The 24,559-nt window shown below is 60.4% G+C and carries 16 protein-coding genes; 11 read left to right on the forward strand and 5 right to left on the reverse strand.

Going from position 1 to position 24,559, the window contains the following annotated elements; genetic code table 11:
- Positions 1 to 13: 13 nt before the first annotated feature.
- A complete protein-coding gene (locus HMPREF2692_RS07950; protein WP_061924980.1) occupies positions 14 to 211 on the forward strand; it encodes a DUF2613 domain-containing protein in 198 nt (65 codons plus the stop codon).
- Entirely contained in the window at positions 211 to 3,393 is a 3,183-nt protein-coding gene (locus HMPREF2692_RS07955; RefSeq protein ID WP_061924983.1) for an alpha-(1->3)-arabinofuranosyltransferase domain-containing protein, read from the forward strand. The genes HMPREF2692_RS07950 and HMPREF2692_RS07955 overlap by 1 nt, the downstream gene beginning before the upstream one ends.
- Here HMPREF2692_RS07955 and HMPREF2692_RS07960 read toward each other — a convergent pair.
- On the reverse strand, positions 3,309 to 4,412 hold the full coding sequence (locus HMPREF2692_RS07960) for an acyltransferase family protein (RefSeq protein WP_070823322.1): 1,104 nt from the start codon (positions 4,410 to 4,412) through the stop codon (positions 3,309 to 3,311). The two genes, HMPREF2692_RS07955 and HMPREF2692_RS07960, sit on opposite strands and share 85 nt — an antisense overlap.
- Positions 4,413 to 4,531: 119 nt before the next feature.
- On the opposite strand from HMPREF2692_RS07960, the gene HMPREF2692_RS07965 reads away from it, so the two are divergent.
- Together HMPREF2692_RS07965 and HMPREF2692_RS07970 are read left to right on the forward strand one after the other, a co-directional pair.
- On the forward strand, positions 4,532 to 5,683 hold the full coding sequence (locus tag HMPREF2692_RS07965) for a PorA family protein (RefSeq protein WP_070823324.1): 1,152 nt from the start codon (positions 4,532 to 4,534) through the stop codon (positions 5,681 to 5,683).
- Positions 5,640 to 7,178 (forward strand): MmpA family trehalose lipid delivery protein, encoded by a 1,539-nt coding sequence (locus tag HMPREF2692_RS07970; protein WP_246823437.1) that lies wholly within the window; start codon positions 5,640 to 5,642, stop codon positions 7,176 to 7,178. Before HMPREF2692_RS07965 ends, HMPREF2692_RS07970 begins: the two co-directional genes overlap by 44 nt.
- Here the strand turns inward: HMPREF2692_RS07970 and HMPREF2692_RS07975 are convergent.
- Positions 7,143 to 8,246, reverse strand: coding sequence for a glycosyltransferase family 4 protein (locus HMPREF2692_RS07975; RefSeq protein WP_061924992.1), 1,104 nt, complete (start codon positions 8,244 to 8,246; stop codon positions 7,143 to 7,145). The genes HMPREF2692_RS07970 and HMPREF2692_RS07975 overlap by 36 nt on opposite strands.
- Before the next feature lie 24 nt (positions 8,247 to 8,270).
- On the opposite strand from HMPREF2692_RS07975, the gene HMPREF2692_RS07980 reads away from it, so the two are divergent.
- The gene (locus tag HMPREF2692_RS07980; RefSeq protein ID WP_070433127.1) at positions 8,271 to 9,056 is read left to right on the forward strand and encodes a class I SAM-dependent methyltransferase; all 786 of its coding nucleotides are present in this window, start codon (positions 8,271 to 8,273) and stop codon (positions 9,054 to 9,056) included.
- Between the two features lie 398 nt (positions 9,057 to 9,454).
- Here HMPREF2692_RS07980 and HMPREF2692_RS07985 read toward each other — a convergent pair whose 3' ends face one another.
- A complete protein-coding gene (locus HMPREF2692_RS07985; protein WP_070433126.1) occupies positions 9,455 to 11,272 on the reverse strand; it encodes a phosphoenolpyruvate carboxykinase (GTP) in 1,818 nt (605 codons plus the stop codon).
- A gap of 407 nt (positions 11,273 to 11,679) precedes the next feature.
- On the opposite strand from HMPREF2692_RS07985, the gene trmB reads away from it, so the two are divergent.
- The 6 genes from trmB to HMPREF2692_RS08015 are packed head-to-tail and all read left to right on the forward strand — an operon-like array spanning position 11,680 to position 17,827.
- Complete coding sequence (trmB, locus tag HMPREF2692_RS07990) at positions 11,680 to 12,456, forward strand: tRNA (guanosine(46)-N7)-methyltransferase TrmB (protein WP_061925002.1); 777 nt, start codon at positions 11,680 to 11,682, stop codon at positions 12,454 to 12,456.
- The gene (locus HMPREF2692_RS07995; RefSeq protein WP_062043147.1) at positions 12,456 to 13,052 is read left to right on the forward strand and encodes an NYN domain-containing protein; all 597 of its coding nucleotides are present in this window, start codon (positions 12,456 to 12,458) and stop codon (positions 13,050 to 13,052) included. The genes trmB and HMPREF2692_RS07995 overlap by 1 nt, the downstream gene beginning before the upstream one ends.
- Before the next feature lie 7 nt (positions 13,053 to 13,059).
- On the forward strand, positions 13,060 to 15,357 hold the full coding sequence (locus tag HMPREF2692_RS08000; protein WP_070433125.1) for an MMPL family transporter: 2,298 nt from the start codon (positions 13,060 to 13,062) through the stop codon (positions 15,355 to 15,357).
- Positions 15,354 to 16,370 (forward strand): lysylphosphatidylglycerol synthase transmembrane domain-containing protein, encoded by a 1,017-nt coding sequence (locus HMPREF2692_RS08005; protein WP_062043141.1) that lies wholly within the window; start codon positions 15,354 to 15,356, stop codon positions 16,368 to 16,370. Before HMPREF2692_RS08000 ends, HMPREF2692_RS08005 begins: the two co-directional genes overlap by 4 nt.
- Before the next feature lie 6 nt (positions 16,371 to 16,376).
- The gene (locus HMPREF2692_RS08010) at positions 16,377 to 16,721 is read left to right on the forward strand and encodes a DUF3054 domain-containing protein (protein WP_061925014.1); all 345 of its coding nucleotides are present in this window, start codon (positions 16,377 to 16,379) and stop codon (positions 16,719 to 16,721) included.
- A gap of 41 nt (positions 16,722 to 16,762) precedes the next feature.
- Positions 16,763 to 17,827: an HNH endonuclease signature motif containing protein gene (locus tag HMPREF2692_RS08015; protein WP_061925021.1), complete on the forward strand. Its 1,065-nt coding sequence runs from the start codon at positions 16,763 to 16,765 to the stop codon at positions 17,825 to 17,827.
- Positions 17,828 to 18,067: 240 nt separating this feature from the next.
- On the opposite strand, the gene HMPREF2692_RS08020 is transcribed toward HMPREF2692_RS08015, so the two are convergent.
- A complete protein-coding gene (locus HMPREF2692_RS08020) occupies positions 18,068 to 19,612 on the reverse strand; it encodes an acyl-CoA carboxylase subunit beta (RefSeq protein WP_062043135.1) in 1,545 nt (514 codons plus the stop codon).
- The gene (locus HMPREF2692_RS08025) at positions 19,612 to 24,468 is read right to left on the reverse strand and encodes a type I polyketide synthase (RefSeq protein WP_070823326.1); all 4,857 of its coding nucleotides are present in this window, start codon (positions 24,466 to 24,468) and stop codon (positions 19,612 to 19,614) included. The genes HMPREF2692_RS08020 and HMPREF2692_RS08025 overlap by 1 nt, the downstream gene beginning before the upstream one ends.
- Positions 24,469 to 24,559: the final 91 nt, after the last annotated feature.

Here is a 24,559-nt window from a genome sequence, read left to right on the forward strand (position 1 = left end):
AGGATGTGGGTTTATGGCACTCGAGACGGACTCCCTCAACAAGCGCACCCTCGGCCCCGCCGTGGGCAGCACCGTCGTGGGCATCGCCCTCGGCGTCATCACCATCATCGGCATCGCGCAGTTTTCTAATGCTGATGCAGTTCCGTCGGACGGTGCAGTTTCCGCTTCTGATGCCGTAATGGGCGGCCCGGAGTACGGCTCTAGGAACTAATGAATGCGCAGTCCCGCTGGCGCATAGGCGGGCTTTTAGCTCTCGCTGTTTTTGTATTTACCCAGCCCTTTGGCTTGGTTGCGGCGGATACCAAGCACGATCTCACCGCTAACCCCCTGGGCTTTCTACGCGGGGCGACCAGCGCCTATACCGAGGTCTTTACGCTCGGCCAGTTACAGAACCAGGCTTATGGTTATCTTTTCCCGCAGGGCCCGTTTTTTCTTCTTACCTCGCCGCTGCCGGATTGGGTAGCTCAGCGCTTGTGGTGGTTGCTCGTCCTAGGCGTGGGCTTTTGGGGCTTCCACCGGCTGATTTATGCGTCTCTTCCTCCGCAGTTCAGAGACCTTAGGCGGGAGGGCCTTAGGCGGGAGGTTTCGCCTGTCTGGCCTTTTCTTGCGGCCCTGCTTTACGCTCTTTCGCCCCGCGCGCTGACTACGATAGGCGCGATTTCCTCGGAGACCTGGCCGGTCATGCTGGCGCCGTGGGTCATCCTGCCCTTCTTGCGCCGGGAGCTAACGTGGCGCTGCGCCACGGCAGCAGTTTTGCCGGTGGCAGCGATGGGCGCGGTCAATGCCACCGCTACCCTCGCTGCCTGTGTTCCGGCAGCGGTGGTGCTTTTGTACCGCCGAGCCTGGCGTCCCGGCCTAGTGTGGCTGGCCGGCTGCGCGGCGGTTTCTCTGTGGTGGATAGTGCCGCTTTTGGTGCTGGGGCGCTACGCCCCGCCATTTACTGAGTTCATCGAGTCTTCCTATGTCACCACCCGCTGGCTAAACCTGCCGGAAATTCTCCGCGGCACCACCAGCTGGGCACCCTTCGTCGACACGGAGCGCGCGGCCGGATATGCACTGGCCACCCAGCCTTTCTTCGTACTGGTCACCATGACGGTGGCAGCAATTGGCCTCTACGGCCTAGCACGACTGCCGCGAGTCTGGCCGGTCATGGCCTGCGTGGGCATCGCTATCCTCGGCACCCACGCCGCCTGGTATCTCAACGCGCTCGACGGCCCGCTTGCCGCGCTAAGAAACCTCCACAAGTTCGATCCGCTCGTGCGCATCCCACTGCTGCTCGGTTTCGCCGCGGCAACCTCCGCCCTGCCCCTGCCGCGGGTACGGGACGAGTGGTTGCGGCCGGGGCGTCGCCAAGCGGTGGCGGTGCTGGTGGCCGCCATTGCCTGCGCGTCCTTCTCGCCCGCGTGGACTGGGCGTCTACTTCCCAAGGGCGCCTACGAAAAGGTCCCGGAGTACTGGCACGAGGCCGTGGACTTCCTCAACACCCATGCCCAAGGCACGCGCACGCTGCTGTTCCCCGAGACCTCTTTCGCACGCCAAGACTGGGGTTGGACACGCGATGAGCCGGCACAGCCGCTTCTCGACGTCCCGTGGGCCGTCCGCGACGCCATCCCCCTCGTCCCGCCCGAGGCCATCCGCGGACTCGACGGCGTGGTGGCAGCCCTCCACGAAGATCCCGCCACCGGTAGCGCCGCGCTGCGCCGCCTCGGCATCGGTGCGGTGCTGCTGCGCCACGACTTAGTCTCTACAGAGGGCGCGAACGGCCGCGATGACTCCCAGCTGGCGGCCTGGCGCGATGCTTCCTCCTACGGCGGGCAGGTCCACTCTTTCGGCCCTGATGACGAGGTGGAGGTCATCATCCTCCCGCATGCCGACGATGCCGTAGGCACGCTGACCTCCGCCAATCCCGTCCGCGTGGCCGGCGGCGGGGAGTCCCTGGCCTTCCTGGATGCCCATGGTGACGGTTCGGCTCCTGCCTACGAGCTCGTCGATCGTGACGCCGACATCGTCACCGATACGCCCACGCTGACCGACCGCAACTACGGCACCCTCGACGGGCCCATCTCCGCGCCTTTGGCCGAGGGAGATCCCTCGACGGTGAATAACCGCCTGCGCGACTACCCCTCCGCCGGGCCGCTGACAAAGGTGGTTTCGCACGGCGGCACAGTCCGCGCTTCTTCCTCGGCTGCCGACGCCGATGCCTTCGGCGGCGCCAATCCCGCGCGCTCGCGCACCGCTGCTGTTGACGGCGAAAATTCCACCGCCTGGTGGCCCGCCCCCGGCGATACCGGCTGGCTGGAGCTAAACAAGGACCCGAATACGCCGGCGTGGCACGCGCCGGTGGTCAAGCTCATGTCCACTGGACACACCGAGGTCACCGTGCGCTCGGGAAGCGCGAAGGTCAAGGTTAAGCTCAAGCCCTACCGCTCCCGAGAAGTGCGCGTGCCAGGTGGGGATACCCGCAGCATCCGCATCGATCTTTCCGAGCGCGTGGGCATCGCCAACGCGCAGGTCGTGGGCTCCCCCATCGAGCGCGTGGTCACCGTTCCGGCGACTTCCCCGGACGTCCACCAGTTCTTCTTCCAGCAGCTAGCCCAGGACACCCGTATCCTCATCCGTGACTTCACGGTGCCCCGCACCATGCGGTTGGAGCTGGACGCCCGCAAGCCCGTGCTTATCGACGGTGTGCGTTATAACCCCGGTGCGCACCTCACCCTCCGCTCCGGCACCCACCGCGTGCGCAGCACCGGCGGATGGATCAGCCTGCGCGAGGTGGGCTGGTCACCGGCCGCCGCCAGCAAACGAACCTCCGGCACCATCGAAGCCACGGGGCAGGACCGGCTGCTTATCACCGGCAATGCGTTTAACCCCGGCCTGCAGGGCCACCTCGATTCGGAGGCCGGCAGCATCGACCTCGCGCCGCGAGAGATCAACGCTTCCCTCCAGGCTTTTGTTATTCCCGCAGGCAGAAGCGGTAGCTTCCGCATGAGCTTTGCCGCGGCGCGTACCTATAAGGCCGCGCTTGGCTTAGGCGGCGCGCTGGCCCTGCTGACCGTGGCCGGCTGCCTGCTTTCTCTTCGCCGCCGCCCCACCGCGCCGTGGCAGCCAGACGATGGCCGCGGCGCCCACATTCTCGCTGCAGTATGCGGCCTGGGTACGCTCAGCCTGCTCGGCCTGCCCGCCGTACTCGCGGGTGTAGCTGCGTGGGTGGTGTTGAGATGGACGTCGCTAAGCGCTGCTCCTTTAGCCGCCGCCCTGACGGCGGCGGCTGGGACCATGCTTGCCCGCGCGCCGTGGGCCAGCGGCAGCTATGCCGGCGATTCGGTCCTCGTGACCTGCTTGTGCGCTGCCTCGCTAGCCTGCGTCCTGTGGCCCAGCCGCCGCGCGAACTGACCAACCAACCGCCTGCCGGGTTCTTCCACCACGGCGTAGCTAACGGCCGAGACCAGCAGGCTGCCCGCCACCGTCACCGCGAAGACCACGCAGAAGTCCACGACCTTGCCCGAAAACAACGGCACTCCCAGCAAGGGAAAGACCACCGACAACACCGCAACGTGCCACAAAAACAGCGAGTAGGACCAACGCCCCAAAGCCTGCCCCCACTGGCTGCTCAGCAGCGAAGACTTCCGTGGGGCCAAAGCCACAGGCGCCATCACGCACACCGCAAAGACCGCGCCCACCATGATGCGTCGCGCGAACTCCCCTGGCTCCGGATGCGCCAAACCCCGCGGGCCAAACCACTCGCGGCTAGCCAGCCACAGGCAACCACACGCCACCAGCCACCACGCCCACCGCATCCGCAGCGCACGTTTTAGCCACCCTGGAAACTGCCCGCGCACAGTTTCTGCTTCAGCTAGCAGCATCCCGACTGCAAACCACGAGGCATACGCCGGCGGCCAAATCTGCGAATTCACGTCCCCCTTGGCGTAATCAGCCACGAAGGGAACAAAGCCCCAGCCCCAGCTCAGCACCGCCGCCACAGCAATGGCCCACACCCTGCGCCGCCGCGACCATCCGCGCATCACCGCCGCCAGCAGCGGCAGCACCAGATAAAACGCGAACTCCACACACAGCGACCACAGTTGCGTAAGTCCCGGCGCCAGACCGTCGACTACATAAATCTGCGTGCCCGTTAGGTTGCTGAATAGCTGGGTAGCGGTGGCGGAGTGGGCGTCGGGAAGCAGTGCGAAGACCAGCACCACACACACCAGATACGCAGGCGCCAGGCGTCCCACGCGGGACCACGCATAATCCCGCGGGCTGTGCAGGCCGCGCCGGCGCCACAGCAGGAAAGCGCTCAGCGCAAAGAACACCGAAACGAAGTAATCGAAACGCTCCGCAATCCCCCAACCGGTGCCCGTTTGAAAGGAGACATGCGTGACCACAATTCCCAAAGCGGCGCAGCCTCGCATACCATCCAACTCAGAAATATGGCGGGGTAGGCTCTTTAAGGAAGAATGGGAAGCCACACTAATTTTTCCTTCCTCCTCATGATGCACGGCGCACGTAAACTGATTGGAACTCTACTGTAATGAAGCGGCTGATTAACTGGAGCTCGCGGATGACGAAGGTGATCGTCGCCGCAATCGTCTTTTTGCTCCTCGGTTCTGTGCTGCCGCCGTTGTACAACAATCAGGCCCGGCCGCTGCCTGATGATCTAAACTTCACCATCGACACCGCCCCTACCCAGGGCACGGCTCTTAACGTCAGCCGCGCTGTGCAACACAAGAAGCCAGCGGATACCCACGGCAACCCTGACTGCGATGCCAAGGATGCTCCACTCTATTGCTATGCAGAGGAACGAGACGTTTCGCTCAAACGCACCACCCGCACCTCGCCTACTGCCGACGACGCCGTGGCTTCCGCCGATTCCCTCCTCCAGGTCACCTCGAATGGCCAGACTATCGCGGAGATCAAGGAAAACTCACTGCTCAACCGCGAATCCGCTTATCCGGTAGCAGGGCCCAATAGCTCACAGCAGGTTGATATCGCCCCGCTGAATATCTCTGCGGCAGGCCGCGATTTTTCGCGCGATGGCATCAGCTACTTCTTCCCGGCTAAGGCGGAACAGCGCAGCTACCCGTATTTCGATCCGATGACGCAGACCACAGCGCCCATCGACTTCACCGGTACCGAAAAGCGCGAGACAATTCCGACCTACATCTTCCACCAGGAAATTGAGCCGGTTGCCTTGGCCTATTCGCTGGGTGTCTTGCAGCAGCAAACCCCCGATGAGAAAGCCACACGCACGAGCCCAGAGAAGCTACAGCGCTCCGGCCCGGCGCAGGCGATGTTCGATGAGGAGTCGCTGCGCCGCTTCGGGCTGGACCCCACCGAGCACGTCAGCCTCGAGCCTTTCTACACGGTCACGCGTGACGTCTGGGTAGAACCAACCACCGGCACCATCGTCGATGCTCATGAGGACATAAAGATTTTCCTCGCCACTGACCAGGACCAGGCGAAGAAGATGGTCGCTGAGGACGACACTGCCGACCGCTCCCTCTTCCAGGCCAGCTTGAACTGGTCCGATGCCACCAAGAAGGAACGTTTGGACACGGTACGCACGACCATCAACAACGTGAAGATTCTCAGCATCGTCGGCTGGTTAGGCAAGGTCATCGGCGTTATCTTGCTGGCCTATGCCGCCTTTATGTACATGCGCCGCCACCGTGCCGGCGCCTAAACCCGCGCGCCACAGGTCCGCGCGCCGCAGGTCCGCGCGCTGGGGCCTAGGGCTGTGGGGCGCCCTGCTCGTGGTGGCAGTGTGCTGGCCGTTTTTCCTGCCCGGCGAGATGGTGTGGCGCGATATGGTTCTACTCCGCAACCCCGGTTTTACCGCCTCCAACTTTGGGCTGGGCTCGCTGCCCGCCCGTAATGCGCCCCAGGACGGCGCGCTAGCTTTGCTGGGAGGTGATTGGTTCGCACGCGTGCTCGTCACCGCTTCCGCAAGTGCTAGCGCATACTTTGCTGCGAAGTGGGCCCGCACTTCGCTTTCCGCCGCCGCTGCGATGGCTTGTGCGGTGGCCAATCCTTTCATCGTCGAGCGCCTGCTCCTGGGGCACTGGTCCCTTGCAATTGCGGGATGGCTCGCGCCAGTTCTGGCATGGGCGTGCCTGCACAAGCGCGCGATTCCCGCGTGGCTGAGTCTGTGGGCAAGTTCCCTTACTCCCACCGGCGGCGTATTCGGCGTGCTAATCGCCCTTGTTACTGGCCGTTTCAAGCTCGCCGCGGGTGGCGTGGCGCTGTGCCTGCCGTGGCTGGTGCCGGCGATTACCAACAACGCAGTTCCCGGTCCGGCTGCCGCGCAGGTGGCTGCATTCGCGCCTCGCGCGGAAGCTGGCGTGGGCACCGTCGGCGCTCTCCTTGGTCTCGGCGGCATCTGGAGCGCCGACGCCGTTCCCGACTCCCGCCACCACGGCTTTGCGCTCGCAGGGCTAGTGGTTGCAGCTGTTGCGCTGCTCGGCGCCCGCCGCCTCGCCCCCGCTTGCCGACGCCCCCTGCTCCTCCTCGCCGCCGTAGGCCTCGGCAGCGCGCTTATTTCCTGGGCTTGCCCCGGCGCACTGGCGTGGCTGATTGAAACGGTCCCCGGCGCGGGCCTGCTTCGCGACGCCTCCAAGCTAACGCTACTTGCCCTACCCCTCTACGTCGCCGGTATCGGCGCCCTGCCTAACCTCCCCGCAGCCTTGGCGCTCCTCGCCTGCCTGCTTCAGGCTCCCGACACTCCACGCGAGCTAGCTGTCCTCACGCCACGCCCCAGCGGCATTGATCACCAGCTCGTCGAAGAGCTAGACGGCCGGCTAGCACTCTTCCCGCAACGCCCCTCCCTCGTCACTTTGTCCGACGGCACCACCGCAGTCGACCCGTATTCGAAGGCCGTGAACAAACTGGAATCCGGCGAACTGCGCGTCGACGGCGTTGTAGTCGACCAAGCCCAGCCCGCCTACCGCGCAGCGCTGCAAGCTTGGCAGGACCAGGACTTAGATAAGCTCGCCCAACTCGGCGTGGGCGCGGTGGTTGTTGACGGCCGCATCGTCGCCGAGCCGCCCGCCCCCGCGCCCAAGGTTCCGTGGGCTCTTACCGCCGCCTGGGTGGCCAGCCCGCTGGCCTGCTTAGTGCTCTGGCTGCTGGTCCGTCCAGGCCTTCTAGCTACCCGCCGTCGCACGAGCGGTCTGCGTTAGCAACTTCTCAAAAGCGCGCCCCGTCTTCTCCCAGGAGTAATGTGCTGCCAGCTCACGGGCATTCTCGCCCAACTGACGGCGTAAACTCGCATCCGCAACAAGCTCGCGGACTGCCCGCACAAACTCTTCCTCGGTATCGACCAGCACGCCAGTCTGGCCCGGGATGACGCTATCGCGCAGCCCGAAGGAATAGCCCACCGTCGGCACACCGTGCTGCGCGGCCTCCATCACTGCCAGCCCCCAGCCTTCTTTGCGCGAGGGCATGAGGTGGACGTCGGCAAGCGCAAGCAAAGCGTGCTTATAGTCCTCGGTAACCTGCCCGCGGAAGCGAACCCGCGAGGCCACTCCAATGCGCTCGGCGTACTCACGCAGCTGCGCTTCCCACCAGCCGGAACCGATGACGTCGAGGACCGCGCCAGGCATCTTTGCCACCGTGTCCATCGCATGTTCAATCTGCTTGTGCGGAACCAACCGCGAGAGCGTCACCAGATGGATGGCCGTCTCGCGTTGCAGGGTCGGCACATGTTCTGGCAGTAGGTCGACACCATTTTCGATGATGTGCGCGCCTTTAATTCCCAGCTCTTCCAAATCCTGCTTGGAAGCCTGCGAGACCGTCACATAAGGGCTGCTCCGATAAACCCTTGGCGCAACCTTCGACTCCAAGAACCACCCCAAACGTGCCAAGAGAGGGCCCGCAACCGGCCATTGTTCGCGATGGCAATGATGGGTGAGCAAAACAGTTGGCGCCTTCGAGACCAGTTTGGCGAAGAAAGGAATGCCGTTCTGGGTATCGACAATGACATCGATGTTCTTGGCGTCGCCAAGCCCCAAGCGCCCGGCCAAAATGGCTAGCCACGCGCGCGGATACACGCTGAACTTGGCACCGCCGCGAGAATATAAAACGCCTTCGCGATGCTCACGCTTTGCAGCATTCATGTGCCGCGCGGTGCGGAAGACCACCTCGTGGCCTTGCGCCGCCAGGTACTCCCCGACGCGCTCCAGATAGCGTTCCGAGCCACCGCCTTGAGGGTGGGTGGAATCACGCCAGCACAGTAAAAGAATCTTCATGTCGAACTACTAGCCTAGTGGGTTATGAAACAAACCCGTGCCTTGGCCACGCTCGCGCGTTCGTGGCGCCTGCTCCGTTCTTTCCGCTTTGAGCAGACTGCGCCGGATATTTTTTACGGCGGTCTGGCCGAAGACACCGCACTGCTTATCGACGCCCTCTGCCACGACGCCGGCACCCAACTCACCGGCGCGCGCGTTCTCGACGTCGGCGGCGGCCCGGGCTATTTCGCAGAGGCCTTCGCCCGCCGCGGGGCACAGTATTTCGGCGTGGAACCGGACGCCGGGGAAATGTCCGCGGCGGGAATTGCCCTGGCGAGCGCCGTGCGCGGTGATGGCACGCAGCTACCCTTCGCTGCAGATACCTTCGACATCACATACTCCTCCAACGTGGCCGAACATATCCCGCATCCATGGGATATGGGAGAAGAAATGCTGCGCGTGTCCAAGCCCGGCGGATTGGTTGTGCTCAGCTACACCGTGTGGCTGGGCCCCTTCGGCGGGCACGAGACCGGCCTCTGGGAGCACTATGTCGGCGGCGCCTTCGCCCGCGATCGCTATACCCGCCGCCACGGCCACCCGCCGAAGAACGTCTTCGGCACTTCGCTGTTCGCGGTCTCTGCCCGCGAGGGCCTTAAGTGGGCGGAAGCTATCACCAGCAGTGGCGCCGCACTTGGCGGCGCCACTGTGGATGGTCCGACGCTAGTAGCGACGTTCCCGCGCTACCACCCCAGCTGGGCGTGGTGGGTAACGCGGGTGCCCGTCCTGCGCGAGTTCCTTACCTCAAACCTTGTCCTCGTGCTACGCCGTTGAGCCCGATTCCCCGCAAAATGTATCCAATTCAAACGTTCGGGAACATTGTTTCCGAACACGGTCGTCGTGGGTAACAATAGCTACAGCTGCATTAGCTTTATCCAAGGATGCAGTTGGCTGATCCGCGAAAATTGGGTTGCGCCCGTTAGCGTGGTGTACGAGTTTGTTTCACCGCCATTCTTTTTATCGCGGCTCAATCGACTTCTGTCCTTTTAGGCCTTTTGTTTGACCTACCATTTGCCCGAAATAACACAAAGGGTCTGGCTCCGATGCATGATCGGAGCCAGACCCTAGATGCCCAAACAGCCTGAATTCAGTTACTCAAGCTGTCCAGAAGTCGGCCTCTTCAGCAATCAGCTAACTGCTTTAGACTTAGCCAACCGTGGAAAGTAAGAAGATTAGGCGTTTTCCACGCGGGACTTCAAAGCATTGAACTCGTCCCACACCTCGGAAGGAACGCGGGAGCCCAGGAAGTGCAGCCACTCGGTATTGTCTTCCATGTCTCCAGCCCATTCGGAAGCGTTGACGGCCAGCGCCTCGCGAACATCTTCGATATCGAAGTCCAGGCCCTCGATGTCGATGTCCTCAGCGCGAGCGGTGTGGCCGACGACGGTCTCGACAGCCTCAGCCTTGCCCTCGATGCGATCGACAATCCATTTCAGAACGCGGGAGTTCTCACCGAAGCCCGGCCACAGGAAGCGGCCATCTTCGCCACGGCGGAACCAGTTGACCAGGAAGATGGACGGCATACGCTCGCCGCCCTTTTCACCCATGTCAATCCAGTGCTGCAGGTAGTCGCCAGCGTTGTAGCCGATAAACGGCAGCATAGCCATTGGGTCGTGGCGCAGTGCGCCGACCTTACCCTCCGCAGCTGCAGTCTGGCCAGAAGCCAGCAGGGAGCCGATCATGGTGCCGTGGTTCCAGCTGAATGCCTGAGTAACCAGCGGGACAGTATCCGCGCGGCGGCCGCCGAACAGGATGGCATCAATCTTGACGCCCTTCCAGTCATCGAACTCCGGTGCAGCGGTTGGGCACTGGGTAATCGGAACGCAGTAGCGAGAGTTCGGGTGTGCCGCATTGGTGGTGGACTCAGGGGTCCAGTCATTGCCAAGCCAGTCGATGAGGTGGGCTGGAGCCTCGCCCATGTCCTCCCACCAGACATCGCCGTCGTCGGTAAGCGCAACGTTGGTGAACAGGGTGTTGCCCGGCTCCATGGTCTTCATGGCAATCGGGTTGGAATCGTAGTTGGTGCCCGGCGCAACGCCGAAGAAGCCGTTCTCCGGGTTGACGGCGTACAGGCCGTCCTCGCGCAGGTGCATCCAAGCAATGTCGTCACCGACAACCTCTGCGGACCAGCCCGGGATGGTCGGGGTAATCATCGCGAGGTTGGTCTTGCCACAAGCAGACGGGAAAGCCGCCGCAACGTGGTAGTTCTTGCCCTCTGGGTTCGTCAGCTTCAGGATGAGCATGTGCTCAGCCATCCAGCCCTCTTCTTTGGCCATAACAGAAGCGATGCGCAGCGCGTAGCACTTCTTGGCCAAGATGGCGTTTCCGCCGTAACCGGAACCATAGGACCAGATTTCCTTGGTCTCTGGGAACTGGGTGATGTACTTGGTCTCGTTGCACGGCCAAGCCACATCCTCCTGGCCCTCCTCCAAAGGAGCGCCGACAGAGTGCAGAGCGTGCACGAAGTCGCCGTCCGCACCGATCTTCTCCAGTGCCTGTGCTCCCATGCGGGTCATGATGCGCATGGACAAAACGACGTACTCGGAGTCAGTCAGCTGCACACCCAGCTTTGGCTCTGGGTCGCTGATTGGCCCCATGCAGAAAGGAACGACGTACATGGTGCGGCCCTTCATGGAGCCGCGGAATGCCTCTGCCATCTCCTCCTTCATCGCCGCTGGCGGTGCCCAGTTGTTCGTAGGGCCCGCATCTTCCTCAGACTCAGTGCAGATGAAAGTGCGGGACTCTACACGCGCGACGTCGGAAGGGTTAGAGCGAGCCAAGTAGGAGTTCGGGCGCTTTTCCTCGTTCAGCTTGATGAGCGTGCCCTTTTCGACGAGCTCGCCTGCCAGACGATCTGCTTCTTCCTGGGAGCCGTCTACGAAGACCACGCGCTCCGGTTGGAAGAGTTCAACACTTTCGCTAATCCAAGAAATGAGCTTTTCGTTGCTCGTTGGCAACTCGCCGACGAGGCCTTTAATGGTGGCGGTCATCTAAGAATCTCCTAGTGGTCCGGTTCGTGAGGATTTTTACCGCCGAGGAACATCTACCGGGTTCTTGGCCGGAGCACACGTCCCCCACGGGTCTTTCACCACAAGATTAACCCCACGTCGCCGCGAATTAGGGTCAAAATTAGGCATTCAAAGCCAATATGGTTATAACCATGCCGTTCACCACAACTTAACCAAGCGTATGCCGTTGTGACATACAGCATACAGCCCCTCACTCCACCCCAATACGGGGCTGAAATGTTCAGAAGTGGGCGCAGCTTTGTCTGGAATAATCCACCCCCTCGAGACTCAACCCGGTTATATCCACCGCGTAAAGTTCCCTCCACCACCCAGCGAAAAGCGGCGCGGCACTTTGTTAGAGGCATAAGCACAGGGAACAATAAAGAGCAATGAATACTGCAGATAATCCTCAAAACTCCCCAGCCGGCGAAATGCCTCACGGCCGCCCGCTGCAGACCGACTTCAACGCTGAATTCGGCAACGACCTCGATTACCCACGCCTCGGCAACGTCACCTTCCGTCGCGGCACACTCACGGACAACCAGAATGCCCTCTTCGAAGAGCACTGGCCACGCCTAGGAGCAATGCTTGCCGACGAACGCCTCGACATCGATTCCTGGTTCGGCCGCACCGGCGCCAAGACCATCGTCGAAATCGGGTCCGGCACCGGCACTTCCACCGCCGCTATGGCACCGCTCGAGCAGGACACCAACATCATCGCCGTCGAGCTCTACAAGCCGGGCCTAGCCAAGCTCCTAGGCTCTGTCGTTCGCAACGACATCGACAACATCCGCATGATCCGCGGCGACGGCATCGAGGTGATGGTCCGCATGTTTGCGCCAGAATCCTTGGACGGCATCCGTGTCTTCTTCCCTGACCCATGGCCGAAGGCCCGCCACCACAAGCGCCGCATCATCCAATCCGGCACCCTCAACCTTTTTGCCTCCCGCCTGAAAAAGGGCGGTGTTCTGCACGTCGCTACTGACCACGCAGGTTACGCCGAGTGGATAAACGAGCTTGTCGACGTCGAGCCCGCCCTCCGCTACAAAGGCTGGCCATGGCCCGAGTGCCCGCAGCTGACTGATCGCCAGCTCATCACCAAGTTCGAGGGCAAGGGCCTCGACAAAGACCACGTCATCACCGAGTACCTGTGGGAGAAAATCTAATGCAAGGTTCCTACCTACTCATCTGGGACGCCCCCAACATGGACATGGGGCTAGGCGCGATCCTCGGTGGCCGCCCAACTGCAGCGCACCGCCCACGTTTTGATGCCATCGGCCGCTGGCTCGTCGATATCGCTCTGCAGAACGACGCCCAGCCAGAAGCTGCCGTCTTCACCAACGTCACCCCCGGCGGCGCTGACGTCATCCGCCCGTGGGTCGAGGCGATCCGTAACGTCGGCTTCGCAGTCTTTGCCAAGCCGAAGCTGCACGAGGACGACGATGTCGATCCAGACATGGTGGATTACATCCAGGCCAACCGCGACAAACTCGAAGGCGTCATCGTCGCCTCCGCCGACGGCCAGAATTTCCAGTCCCTCCTCGAAGAAATCGCAGCCGAGGGCAAGCCCGTCTGCGTTCTCGGCTTCCACGAGCATGCCTCTTGGGCCGTGACACACGATGACATCGAATTCGTCGACCTCGAGGACATCGAAGGCGTCTTCCGCGAGCCACTGCCGCGCATCAACCTCGACAACCTGCCAGAAGGCGGCGCCTGGTTGCAACCCTTCCGCCCGCTCACCGCCCTACTCAAGCAGCGTTAGGAGGACCATGTTCTACGCTTGGGGCCGCTTTTCCTATGCGCATCGCAAAGTCGTCCCGCTCGTCATTGTTGGCATCATCCTGCTGCTTTTCATCGGCTTCGGTACTCGCTTAGGCGAGCGCATGAGCCAGGAAGGCTGGGAGGATCCCGGCGCGGCGTCGACAAGCGCAGCCCGCATCGAACAGGAAACCTTCGGGCGCGATAACTCCGGCGACGTCATCCTGCTGTTTTCTGATCCCGATCAGAACTTTGCCGCAGCAAAGGACCACCTCGCAACGCTAAAAGAACAGCACCCGCAGGAAATCGATGGCATCACCAGCTACTTTGATACCAAGAACCCAAACTTGGTCAATCGTGACCACAGCACTGCCTTTGCCGCTATCAGTCTCAAAGGCGACGGCGAACAGACGCTGAAGGACTTCCGCGCGATTGAAAGCGACCTCACCGCCACCGACATCCCGGTCAAAGTCGCTGGCGCTACTGCCGTCGCTGACAGCCTCGATGAGGGCATGGCGCACGACATCTCCCGCGCTGAAAAAGCAGCCCTTCCTTTGGTTGGTCTCCTACTGCTGATTGTCTTCGGCTCGGTTGTCGCTGCCTGCATGCCGCTTGTTGTAGGTGGCCTTTCTATCTTGGGCTCGCTGGGTATTTTGTCTGTGCTCGCTGGCTTCCAGCAGGTCAACGTCTTTGCCCAGGCCGTCGTAACGCTGCTCGGTTTGGGCCTTGCTATCGACTACGGCTTGTTCATGGTCTCTCGCTTCCGCGAGGAGCTGGATAAAGGCCGCTCGACCCCCGATGCCGTTGCCACCACTACCGCCACAGCCGGCCAAACCGTGGTCTTTTCCGCGGGCATGGTGACCGTGGCGTTGTCTGGTCTTTTCCTATTCCCGCAGGCCTTCCTGAAGTCCGTGGCTTATGGCTCGATTTCTGCAGTAGGCCTAGCAGCGCTGTTGTCTGTGACCGTCTTGCCGGCGCTTTTCGGCCTGCTGGGCAAGCGCATCGACAAGTTCTCCGTGCGCAAGACTTCTCGAAAAGCCCGCCGTTTAGAAGACACAGTGTGGTACAAGCTTCCTCGTTGGGCCATGCGCCATGCCAAGCTCATGACCGTGGCCATCTGCGGCCTGCTCATTGCCCTTACCTTGCCGGTTCTTGGCGTTAAGTTCGGTGGCATCAACGAGACCTACCTGCCGCCACAACATGAAACCCGCATGGCTCAGGACGAGTTCAACGAGCAGTTCCCGTCCTTCCGCACTGAACCGGTAAAGCTAGTGGTAACTAACGCCACCAATCAGCAGCTTGTCGACGTCGTCATGCAAGTACGCCAGCTCGAAGGCCTCACCAAGCCGATGGGCCCTGTTACTCCAACGAAGGACGGCACCACCGTCCTTGCTGCGGGTATCAAGGATCGTGATGACTACGCCCGTATCGTCCACGAACTCGAGCAGGTGGAAGCACCGGAGGGCGTTGAGCTCTATGTGGGAGGCACTCCGGCCATGGAGGTTGAGTCTTTGGATGCCCTCTTCCACAAGCTGCCGTGGATGGCACTCTACGTCGTCCTGGCAACATTCGTGCTGATGTCTCTAGTTTTCGGCTCTTTCATCTTGCCGATTAAGGCCATTTTGATGACGCTGCTCTCCCTCGGCGCAACGCTCGGCATTTTGACCCTGATGTTCGTCGACGGCTTGGGAGCGAGCGCTTTGAGCTTTACTGCCGGCCCGCTGATGAGTCCAATTCTGGTGCTTATCATTGCCATCGTCTTCGGTCTTTCCACCGATTACGAGGTCTTTCTAGTCTCCCGCATGGTGGAGGCAAGGCGTCGTACGGACGGTGCCGATACAGATGAAGCCATCGCCATCGGCACTGCGCACACCGGTGGCATTATTACGGCTGCGGCTCTCATCATGATTGTAGTGGCAGGCGCTTTCGGCTTTTCCGACATCGTGATGATGAAATACATCGCTTTCGGCATGATTTTTGCACTGCTTATCGACGCCACCATCGTCCGCATGCTGCTCGTCCCCGCCGTCATGCACTTGCTGCGGGAAGACAACTGGTGGGCGCCCCGCTTCATCCATCGCGCTTACGACAAGTTGGGTCACGGCCGCGAACCCGCCCCAGCTTCCAGCCAGCCAGCTTCGGTCTCTGCACCGTCTGCTGCCCAACCAACCGCTGCCGCGATGCCATCTAAAGACGAGGACGAAGGCCCCGAGCGCAGTGGCCGTTCCCTCGCGGAAGACTCTTCCCTCATCCCATTCAGCGAGCTCATGCAGCGCCTCCAAGCCGATAAGCGCACGGGAGAGCGATGAAGAAGAACTGGTTAACCTGGATTGTTTCGCTGCTCATCCTGATCGCACTCGGATGGTTCTTTCGTGGCCACCTGAGTTTTATCGCCGAGGGCCTAACACGCCTTCGGCATGCGGAGCCGCTACCAGTCGTGCTGGTTGTACTCTTCGCATTCGGGTCTATTGCCGGCATGGCAGAGGTCATGCGTCTGCTCATCAAGGCCGGCAAGATTGAGGTCCCGCTGCGGGAAACTTATGCAATTACGCTGGCCTCCAATTCCTGGTCCACCACCCTTCCCGCAGGACCGGCCTTCGCTGCGATCCTGACATTCCAGGTACAGCGCGGGTGGGGCGCATCGGTGGCATTGTGCAGCTATTTCCTGTTCCTGTCATCGATCATTTCCTCGATGTTCCTGGCTCTCATCGGCGTCGCCGGTGTGTTTTTCTTGAACGCGGATATGGCATTGGGGTCGTTGCTGACCACCATCGTCCTGATGCTGGCGGCAATGGGCGCTATCTTCTGGATTACATCCCACCCGGCAACCATTCAGCGCTGGCTAAACCACCAGCGAGTTCTCAAGGGTGCGAAGCTAGCGCGCGTCCGCAAGGAAGTAAACAACCTTGACGAGGTGCACTTGAGCCGCGGCCCGTTTGCGGTCATTTGTATCTCCTCGCTCTTGCACCGCCTGTGCGACATGCTCGCTTTGTGGGCCAGCGTGTGGGCCATTACTGGAGAAATTCCTTGGCTACGCGCTGCTGAAGACCACACAACGATGGCCGGCATCGCCCTCGCTTTCCTCGCCGCAAAGCTGGCGGGCTCGGCGCAGGTTACGCCGGGCGGTCTTGGAACGGTGGAGGCCGCCCTCATTGCGCCGCTGGTGGCTACGGGCCTGACTGCCGCACATGCCACCTCCGCAGCGATTATCTACCGCCTTATTTCCTTTGCTCTGGTCACTATCATTGGCTGGGTCATCTACTTTGTGCATTACGCCAGCAAGGGGCTGACCTACCAAGCGCTGAATCGAAAGGACACTTAAACACTCATGCGCACAGCACCGATTATCGACATCATCGCCCTCGCCATCTTCGCAGTTCTCGCCCGCATTGCGCATGGAGGGCTCTCCTTCAGTAGCTGGGTTGATGCATTCTGGCCGTGGACCGTCGGCGCTCTTCTCGGATGGGTTATCATCCTCGCTGCAAAAATCGGTGGTCGTTGGAAGGAAGGCCTCGTAGTTTGGCTTTCTGCTGTAATTGGCGGAATGGCTCTATGGATGCTGGTGAACGGCCGCCTTCCGCACTACAGCTTCCTTATCGTTGCAACCACGATGTCGGCACTGTTCTTCTTCGGCTGGCGCGGTATCGCCGCACTCGCTTCCCGCCGCCACTAGTTCCAGTTGCGGGGCCACCCCACGCCGTTTATGGTTTGGGCATGAAGTTGGGGGACTTACTCGGGGTACTTGCGCGCGGTATGCACGTGGTCTCGTTATGTGCGGGCCACAACCGCAGCGAGTTGGTGGCGATGGGCGCCACCGAGTCTTTTGCGCAGTCCTTGTTGTCCTTGCATGAAATCTATTTTGGAAAGACTGCTTTCAGCGCCATGCAGCGCGCAGCGCGAAATACTTCGCACTCTTTGGAATCGCTGCGAGAGATTGAAAAGTACGTCGGCCGCGTTAGGGATAAGCGCAAAGCTTGGCGCCTACGAGAAGAACTGTGTGCCACCAGGGAGCGCGATATTGCCAAGGTGGCTGTCGCCCGCCTGAAAGAGCTAAGGAAGCCACCGCAGGTTGCCCGCGGGGTAAAGGTGCTACGGCGCGATAATGGCCCGCACAGTCTCGTCATTACTGACTCCCCGCGCGCTATTGCTGATTTATTCGGCACCATCAAAGCCACTGCTAAAGACCCCACTGCCGCCGCAACTGCGGCTGAAGAAGCTGCAGCCGGCCTCGACTTGCTCGGAGCAGTCCGCCAAGTATTTAGCGGCGCTGGCTCCAGCTCGCCACAGCTGCATGCGCACGTGATTGTGCGCTTGGAACAGCTAGATAAAATCGCCCGCGGTGACGGCGACGATATCCAGCTTCTGGCCACAGATGGCGGAACGCTAAGCGGCGCAGAGTTCATCCAGAAGCGTTTCGCAGACATCGGCTTCGTTACCCTCGTTCATCCAGAAATTGGCCCGGTTAACTTGTACCGCACGCGGCGTTTTGCGTCGGCAAAACAGCGCACCATGTTGGCGGCTGAGCATCCCACCTGCGCATGGCTGGGCTGCCGGCGCCCAGCCAACGAATGCCAATTCCATCACCTGGATAGATGGGAAGACGGCGGAATGACAAACATCGACAATTTGGTTCCGTTATGCCACTACCACAACGCCATCAACGATGATTCACCCGATAAACCCACCGGCCGCGGAAGAATGGCCCGCTTGAGAGGTCGAATATGTTGGTTGCCTCCCGGCGGTGGCAGACCAGTCGTAGTTCCCAGCCCTGCAATATAAACCCCGCTATACAAAAAGAGTCTTCCCACAAGTTGCCCTGTGGGAAGACTGCTTTCGGCTGCCAGAAAGGCTTCTGGCAAAAGTTCTTAGCTGGACATTGCTGCGCCATAGTTGAAAATCATAACGACGTAGTTGATGATTTCACCGACAATATCGAGTGCGCTAGACAGCAACATTTACTTTCTCCTTCATTTCTGAGGTCGTTTCATCCACCTTTATCGTCCGCTCCCCTTTAGGGCGTTACATCGGCGCGATGGTGTGCTTCTTAGGCAAGTCACTTTCGGTCTTCGTGGCCAGCTGTCGCAAAGCCTGACGCAAAGCCAAACGCGACTGGCTCGGCTCCACCATTGCATCCAAGTAGCCGCGCTCTGCAGCGACATAAGGAGCGGTCATGGTCTCGTCGTAGAAGTCCATAAACATCTTCTTCGTCATTGCACGCTGCTCCGGGGTCTCTGCAGCTTCGAGCTGCTTGCCTGCAATCATCACGACTGCGGCCGCAGAGCCCATCACAGCGATCTGCGCAGTCGGCCAGGCCAGGTTAATATCACCGGTCAGGTTCTTTGAACCCATAACCGCATAAGCGCCGCCATAAGCCTTTCGCACAATCAGCGATACCTTAGGCACCGTTGCCTCCACCACCGCGAATGCGAACTTAGCGCCGCGGTGGATGAGCCCCGCCTTTTCCTGCTCAACGCCCGGCAGGTAGCCCGGAGTATCAACGACGAAGACGAGCGGAATGTTATAAGCATCGCAAATACGGATAAAGCGCGCGCCCTTATCCGCAGCATCGGCATCGATACAACCGGCCAGATGCATCGGGTTATTGGCAACAAAACCGACAGCCTTGCCATCAATTCGGCCAAAGGCGGTAATCATGTTCGGCGCGTAGTTTTCTTGTAGCTCGATGATTTCTTCGTCATCACCTAGCTGCGCCAAAAGCTCCAACATGTCATAGCCCGCGTTCGTGTCGTCAGGCATGAACTCATTGAGCTCTGGATCTTCGAGCTCCGAATCCTCGGGAGCTGCAAACTCCGGCGCCTCATCGAAACAAGTCAGCGGCAGATGGTCCAGCAAGTCTCGTACCAAATCGAAAGCATCGTCTTCCGAGGCAACCACAGCGCTAACGTTTCCGTTTAGCTCCTGCTGGCGCGCAGAACCAAGGTCATGGGAAGTAATCTCCTCACCCGTGACCTCCTTGATGACGTTAGGGCCGGTCACATACATCTCGGCCTCACCATCGACTGCGATAACGAAGTCAGTAGTAACCGGGGCGTACACAGCACCGCCAGCAGACTTACCCATCATGATGGAAATCTGCGGGCTACGACCACTAAGTGGCAGCTGGCGACGCGCAATTTCCGAATACATCGCCAGCGAAGTCACCGCATCCTGAATACGCGCGCCGCCGGAGTCCTGAATACCGATTACTGGGCAGCCGATCTTGATGGCCATGTCCATAATCTCGGTAACCTTCTTACCGAAGATAACGCCAACCGAGCCGCCATAAACCGTCTTATCGTGCGCATAGATGCACACTGGGCGGCCATTCACGCGGCCATAACCGGTGACAACGCCGTCCGAGTAAATCGCGTCCGGGTCACCCGGGGTCTTTGCCAAGGCACCCGTTTCAACGAAAGAACCTTCGTCGAGCAGCGCATTAATACGCTGACGCGGGGTTGAGCGGCCGGCGTCATCGCGGCGCTTGCGGGAGCGCTCGCTGCCTGGGTCCTGCGCGCGCTCCAAGCGCTGGCGCAGGTCTTCCAGCTTATGAGCAGTAGTAGTCACTACCGAATCTTCTCCTCGATCCAATCATTCATGTGCTTGCCCACGATACCGATAGCCGGCTCATCAGGAACTGCTAGGTGATCGCCCTGCAGCTGCACGATTTCCAGATCCTCAACGATAGCGCCCCAGCCACCATCCGGGTCAATCTCGGCATACCGCGGTTCGAGTTCAATGGCACCTTCATGCATGCGCTCCGAGCGGAACAAAATCACCGGGACGTCAACATCAGCCCAACGCTGCATATCCAACTTGCCCAGAATCTGATTGTCCACGAAGGACGCGCGCTGATGCTCCAAGACACCAGCAGCCAAGCCGTGCTCAGATGCATCGGTGTTAGACAGGAACTCTGCGAGCATGGTCATCAAGGCATCCTCGCCCATGGTCTCGAGCATCTCGTATGGCGGCTCGAAGTCTAGGCCATAAGTTTTCTTTGCGAAGGCAGCGTAACGACCCCACCGCGCCTTAGTCTCCTCGAGAGTATCCGGAGCAGGATCTGAAGGCTGAGTGGTATCGAGCAACGCGATGAAAGCAACCTCTGCGCTTTCCTCACCGCGCTTTGTGCGGTCCGCTAGCTGGTAGGCAACCTCATAGGCTAAAGCACCACCGAAGGACCAGCCGCCGAGAACTACCTTGCGGCCGCGGGCGTACTTGATGATGTCATCGATATAGGCAGTAGCGCGCTCCTCCAAGGAGCCTTCGATCCTTTCGACGCCGTAGACTGCGACATCACTTGGCAGACGACGCGCCAGTGGTTGGTAGACAACCGTCGTTCCGCCGGCAGGGTGGAACATAAAGACAGCGGGTCCCTCGGCTTCGCGGAGAACGCGGATGTTGCCTTCGACTTCGGTCTCCAGCCCCTCGCGAACAAGGTCCGCCAAAGGTTCGAGGGTCTCGGCATCGAGGACTTGCTGAGTTGTGACTTCAATGCCAGCACGCTCGCTCAGGCGCTGCGCGATATCCGCCGCTACAGATTCATCAATCTGCGGAAGCTGAGAGGTCACGCCCGCTGCTGCCTTGCCGGTAAAAGTTGCCCAGGTGCCAAAGACCATGCGCTCAGAGGCATCACGAGGGGCAACACCCACGCCTTCAGCGCTGTTTTCTGCATCGTGCTTGTCGACGCCGTCCTTTTCAGCGTCGGCTTCTACAGCGCCAACCTCCGCAGCGCTAGATTCTGCAGAGTTGGCTCCTGCATTGCCGGCGTCCACGGCGCCGACTTCTCCAGCGCCGACGTCCACGGCGCTGGTCTCGGCAGCACCAGCAACAGACTTACCGGCGACGGCATCCTCGACCATGGTGATGACATCGGCGAGAGAGGCGTCGCGAAGCGCTTGCACCTGCATCGGTGGAATCTGGAAGTCATTTTCCACGCGATTCTTAATACGCATGCCCATCAACGAGTCCAGGCCTAGGTCGATCAGCGGCAACTCACGCGGCAGGTCAGAAACGTCGTAGCCCATTGACTCAGAGACGATCAGCGAAAGCCGCTCCTCCACCGTCTCCTTCGATGGGTCCCAACGCACAGCTTCTACGTCGCTGACGTCAGTAAAGGATGCCGGTGCACTCGGTGCGGCAGGTTCGGCAATCGCAGCCACACCCGGAATGCCGGTTTCAGCCAAGTTCAATGCGGAAGCGAAACCCTCTGCAACCAGCTGCGTAGCCGGACCGTTCACAAAGTAAACCGCAATCGACAGGCCGCCCAATGACTTCGACACCACAGTGGTTACCTCACCCTGCGGTGGCAAGTCACCGTGCTCCTCCGAAGCCACAATCTGTGCCCCCGGAGTAACCGCCTCAGCAGCAGCCTCCAAAATTGCCAGAGCAGAAGGAGCTTGGTCTGCATTCGTCGAGAACGCAACCTTGCCCTCCGGCAGGTTAACTCGCGCACCTGGCAAACCAGAGATGCCAGAGGAAGGACGGGCATTCGTCCAGAAGCGTTGGCGCTTGAACTGGGTATGCGGGGCGTCGACAAGCGCGCCCGAACCAAAGACCGCGGTGTAGTCCACCGGCGCACCAGCCACATACAGCTTCGCCAGAAGGTCTAACAAAGACTCCGTCGGATCAACTTTCCGCTTCAAGCTAAACAGCAACTGTGCGTCAGACTTACCAACTGCAAAGGCAGTCGACATTAGCCCCATCAACGCAATTGGGTTCGGTGATATTTCCACAATCTGCGTATGTCCAGAGGCAAAAGCAGCTTCCGTAGCATCCTGCAGCATGACCGGCTGGCGAGTCATACGAATCCAGTAATCCTCATCGTGGACAAGGGCACCTGGGCGGTAGATTTCACCGCGATCAACAGAGCTGTACAGCGTCGTGTGCAGCGGCCGTGGTTCGATACCAGCGATATCTGCATACAACTCGCCCAGAATTGGGTCCACAGCCGAGGTATGTCCTGCACCTTTCACGTTAAGAGCGCGTGCGAACTTTCCTTCTGCATCCAGCTTTTCCACCAAAGCGAGGACCTCAGGGCGCGGACCGCCAACAGTTGTCATACCAGGGCCGGTGTAGACGGCAGGTTCAATGTTGCCGTCCAGAGCTTCGATTTCAGCAGCAGTAAGCTCGACAACAGCCATTGCGCCTTGTTCTTCCTCACCGAGCGAGTTTTCACCTTCGCCCATCAAGCGGGAACGGTGAGCGGCGATAAGCATGGCGTCTTCTGCAGTGATACCGCCGGAAGCGTAGGCAGCGGCGATTTCGCCCATGGACATACCGATAACACCCGCCGGACGAACGCCGAAGGATGCAAGAAGGTCCGTCAAAGCAATCTGGATTGCGGTAATCGCTACCTGGGCGGTTTCAGTGTTATAGGTTTGGGCGTCGTCGGCAACGATGTCAAGGATGGACCACCCGGACTCGAATTCGACGATTCGGTCGAGTTCTTCCAAGCGTTCCTTAAACGCTGGAGAAATCTCGAGCACATCCTTAACCATCTTGCGGTGCTGGGAACCGAAGCCGGAGTAGATAAAGACGGGGCCTGGTACAGACGGGGAATCTGCGGAGGCGATGCCCATGGAGACCTTGCCGTCGGCTACCTGACGCAGACGCTTGACGACGTCCTCTTCACTGACGCCCGTCACCACTGCACGGGAGCGTGCATGGTTTCGGCGCGCAAGAGTGCGCGCGAGAGAAAGCAGGTCAGGATGTTCTTGCTCAATGTAGTCAGCGATCTGGCCTGCAGCAGCCTCGCGACGAGATGGAAGAAGACCGGAAATCGGCAGGGAGACTGGAGCGCCCTCGTCGATGTTGACCTGCGCTGCGGTCTCGGCAGTCAGGCCGCGGTAGTCGGTAAGAACGATGTGTGCGTTGGTGCCGCCGAAGCCGAAGCCAGAGACACCGGCGACCTTTTGGCCCGAGTATTCCGGCCACTCGCGGGGATCCTCGACGACTTCGAGGTGCTCGTTGTCGAAATCGATGTAGCGGTTTGGGGCGGAGAAGTTGATGCTTGGCGGGATGACGCCGTGGCGCATCGACTCGATGACCTTAATGAGGCCAACTACGCCGGCAGCGGATTCAGAGTGACCGATGTTCGACTTCGCAGAACCGAGAAGCATCGGCGCTGCCATTTCGCGCCCGGAACCGAGAACACGGCCAAGGGCGGTGGCCTCGATTGGGTCTCCGAGGATGGTGCCGGTGCCGTGTGCTTCGACGTAGTCGACTAGCTGCGGGTCAATACCAGCGTCGGCGTAGGCGCGCTCGAGGACGTCAACCTGCGCGTCTGGGTTCGGGGCGGTTAGTCCGTTGGAGTGGCCGTCGGAGTTAACGGCAGTGCCCTTGATGACGGCGAGGATGTTATCGCCATCGCGCTCAGCATCGGCGAGACGCTTGAGCACCAAAACGCCGGCGGCATCAGAGCGGACGATACCGTCGGCGTCGTCGGAGAAAGCGTGGATAGCGCTGGTCGGGGAGATAACTCCAAGTTCGCTAAAACCAGTCGAGGCATGCGGAGCAGCGAGGATATTAACGCCGCCGGCCAAAGCTACGTCAGAGGCACCTGTGCGCAGGTCATTGACGGCTTGGCTAACAGCGACCAGCGAGGAAGAGCATGCAGTGTCCACGTTGATGGAAGGGCCACGCAGGTCCAGTGCGTAGGAGATGCGGTTGGCCACCACTGCAGAAGAGGTGCCGGTCATGGCATAAGGGTGCATCTCTGCAGGGTCAGCGACGATGAGCATGCCGTAGTCATTGTTAGTCGAACCCATGTACACGCCCGTTGCAGTGCCGCGCAGCTGGTTGGCTGGAAGCCCTGCGTCCTCGAGCGCTTCCCAAGCTAGTTCAAGAAGAATGCGCTGCTGAGGGTCCATGTTCGCGGCTTCGAGGGGAGAAAGCCCAAAGAACTCCGCATCGAAGCTAGCAATGTCTTCGAGGTAACCACCATCGGTGTTCTGGTTAGCAATCTTTTCCGAGACCGTCGGCTCTGCGGCGTACTCCGACCAGCGGCCCATAGGTAGCGGGCCGGTTCCGGCACGGCCTTCGACCAACATGTCCCAGAACTCTTTGACGTTCTGTGCTCCGGGGAAACGGCCAGCTTCACCGATAATCGCGATATCGCCGCCAATGATGCCGGCATTGCGCGTGGAGGCGGCACCGCTGCTGGAATCGACCGCGGAGTTGCTCGAGGATGCTACGCCGTTGACCAGACGGTCAGCGAGCTGTGCGATAGTCGGGTATTCATAAGCGACAGTCGGTTCTAACTTCATCCCGAGTAGGTTCTCCAGCTCACCGGAGAGAACTACTGCATCGCGGGAGGACAACCCGAAATTTTCTAGAGGCTTGCTATCAGTAATTTCCTCAGCGGATAGGCCGGTGGTTTGCGCGACCCAATTGCGTAGCCAGCCTCGTAGTTCTTCAACAGTCATCTAAATTAGCTTTCTATAAATGGGGAGTTTCCGCACAATTCTGCACAGCACTGGTTGCCGCATGCCTGCAATCTTTATCGCTTTATTGTCT

Origin of the sequence: Corynebacterium sp. HMSC036D03, assembly GCF_001836185.1 — a bacterium.
In the GTDB taxonomy this organism is placed as follows: domain Bacteria; phylum Actinomycetota; class Actinomycetes; order Mycobacteriales; family Mycobacteriaceae; genus Corynebacterium; species Corynebacterium simulans.

Excerpts from the sequence above, each read along its gene's own strand:
- trmB (WP_061925002.1), top strand. The coding sequence starts at position 11,680 with ATGAATACTGCAGATAATCCTCAAAACTCCCCAGCCGGCGAAATGCCT.
- HMPREF2692_RS07960 (WP_070823322.1), bottom strand. The coding sequence starts at position 4,412 with ATGCGAGGCTGCGCCGCTTTGGGAATTGTGGTCACGCATGTCTCCTTT.
- HMPREF2692_RS08015 (WP_061925021.1), top strand. The coding sequence starts at position 16,763 with ATGAAGTTGGGGGACTTACTCGGGGTACTTGCGCGCGGTATGCACGTG.
- HMPREF2692_RS08005 (WP_062043141.1), top strand. The coding sequence starts at position 15,354 with ATGAAGAAGAACTGGTTAACCTGGATTGTTTCGCTGCTCATCCTGATC.
- HMPREF2692_RS08025 (WP_070823326.1), bottom strand. The coding sequence starts at position 24,468 with ATGACTGTTGAAGAACTACGAGGCTGGCTACGCAATTGGGTCGCGCAA.
- HMPREF2692_RS08010 (WP_061925014.1), top strand. The coding sequence starts at position 16,377 with ATGCGCACAGCACCGATTATCGACATCATCGCCCTCGCCATCTTCGCA.
- HMPREF2692_RS07965 (WP_070823324.1), top strand. The coding sequence starts at position 4,532 with ATGAAGCGGCTGATTAACTGGAGCTCGCGGATGACGAAGGTGATCGTC.
- HMPREF2692_RS07975 (WP_061924992.1), bottom strand. The coding sequence starts at position 8,246 with ATGAAGATTCTTTTACTGTGCTGGCGTGATTCCACCCACCCTCAAGGC.
- HMPREF2692_RS07985 (WP_070433126.1), bottom strand. The coding sequence starts at position 11,272 with ATGACCGCCACCATTAAAGGCCTCGTCGGCGAGTTGCCAACGAGCAAC.
- HMPREF2692_RS07970 (WP_246823437.1), top strand. The coding sequence starts at position 5,640 with ATGCCGCCTTTATGTACATGCGCCGCCACCGTGCCGGCGCCTAAACCC.
- HMPREF2692_RS08000 (WP_070433125.1), top strand. The coding sequence starts at position 13,060 with ATGTTCTACGCTTGGGGCCGCTTTTCCTATGCGCATCGCAAAGTCGTC.
- HMPREF2692_RS07955 (WP_061924983.1), top strand. The coding sequence starts at position 211 with ATGAATGCGCAGTCCCGCTGGCGCATAGGCGGGCTTTTAGCTCTCGCT.
- HMPREF2692_RS07980 (WP_070433127.1), top strand. The coding sequence starts at position 8,271 with ATGAAACAAACCCGTGCCTTGGCCACGCTCGCGCGTTCGTGGCGCCTG.
- HMPREF2692_RS07995 (WP_062043147.1), top strand. The coding sequence starts at position 12,456 with ATGCAAGGTTCCTACCTACTCATCTGGGACGCCCCCAACATGGACATG.
- HMPREF2692_RS07950 (WP_061924980.1), top strand. The coding sequence starts at position 14 with ATGGCACTCGAGACGGACTCCCTCAACAAGCGCACCCTCGGCCCCGCC.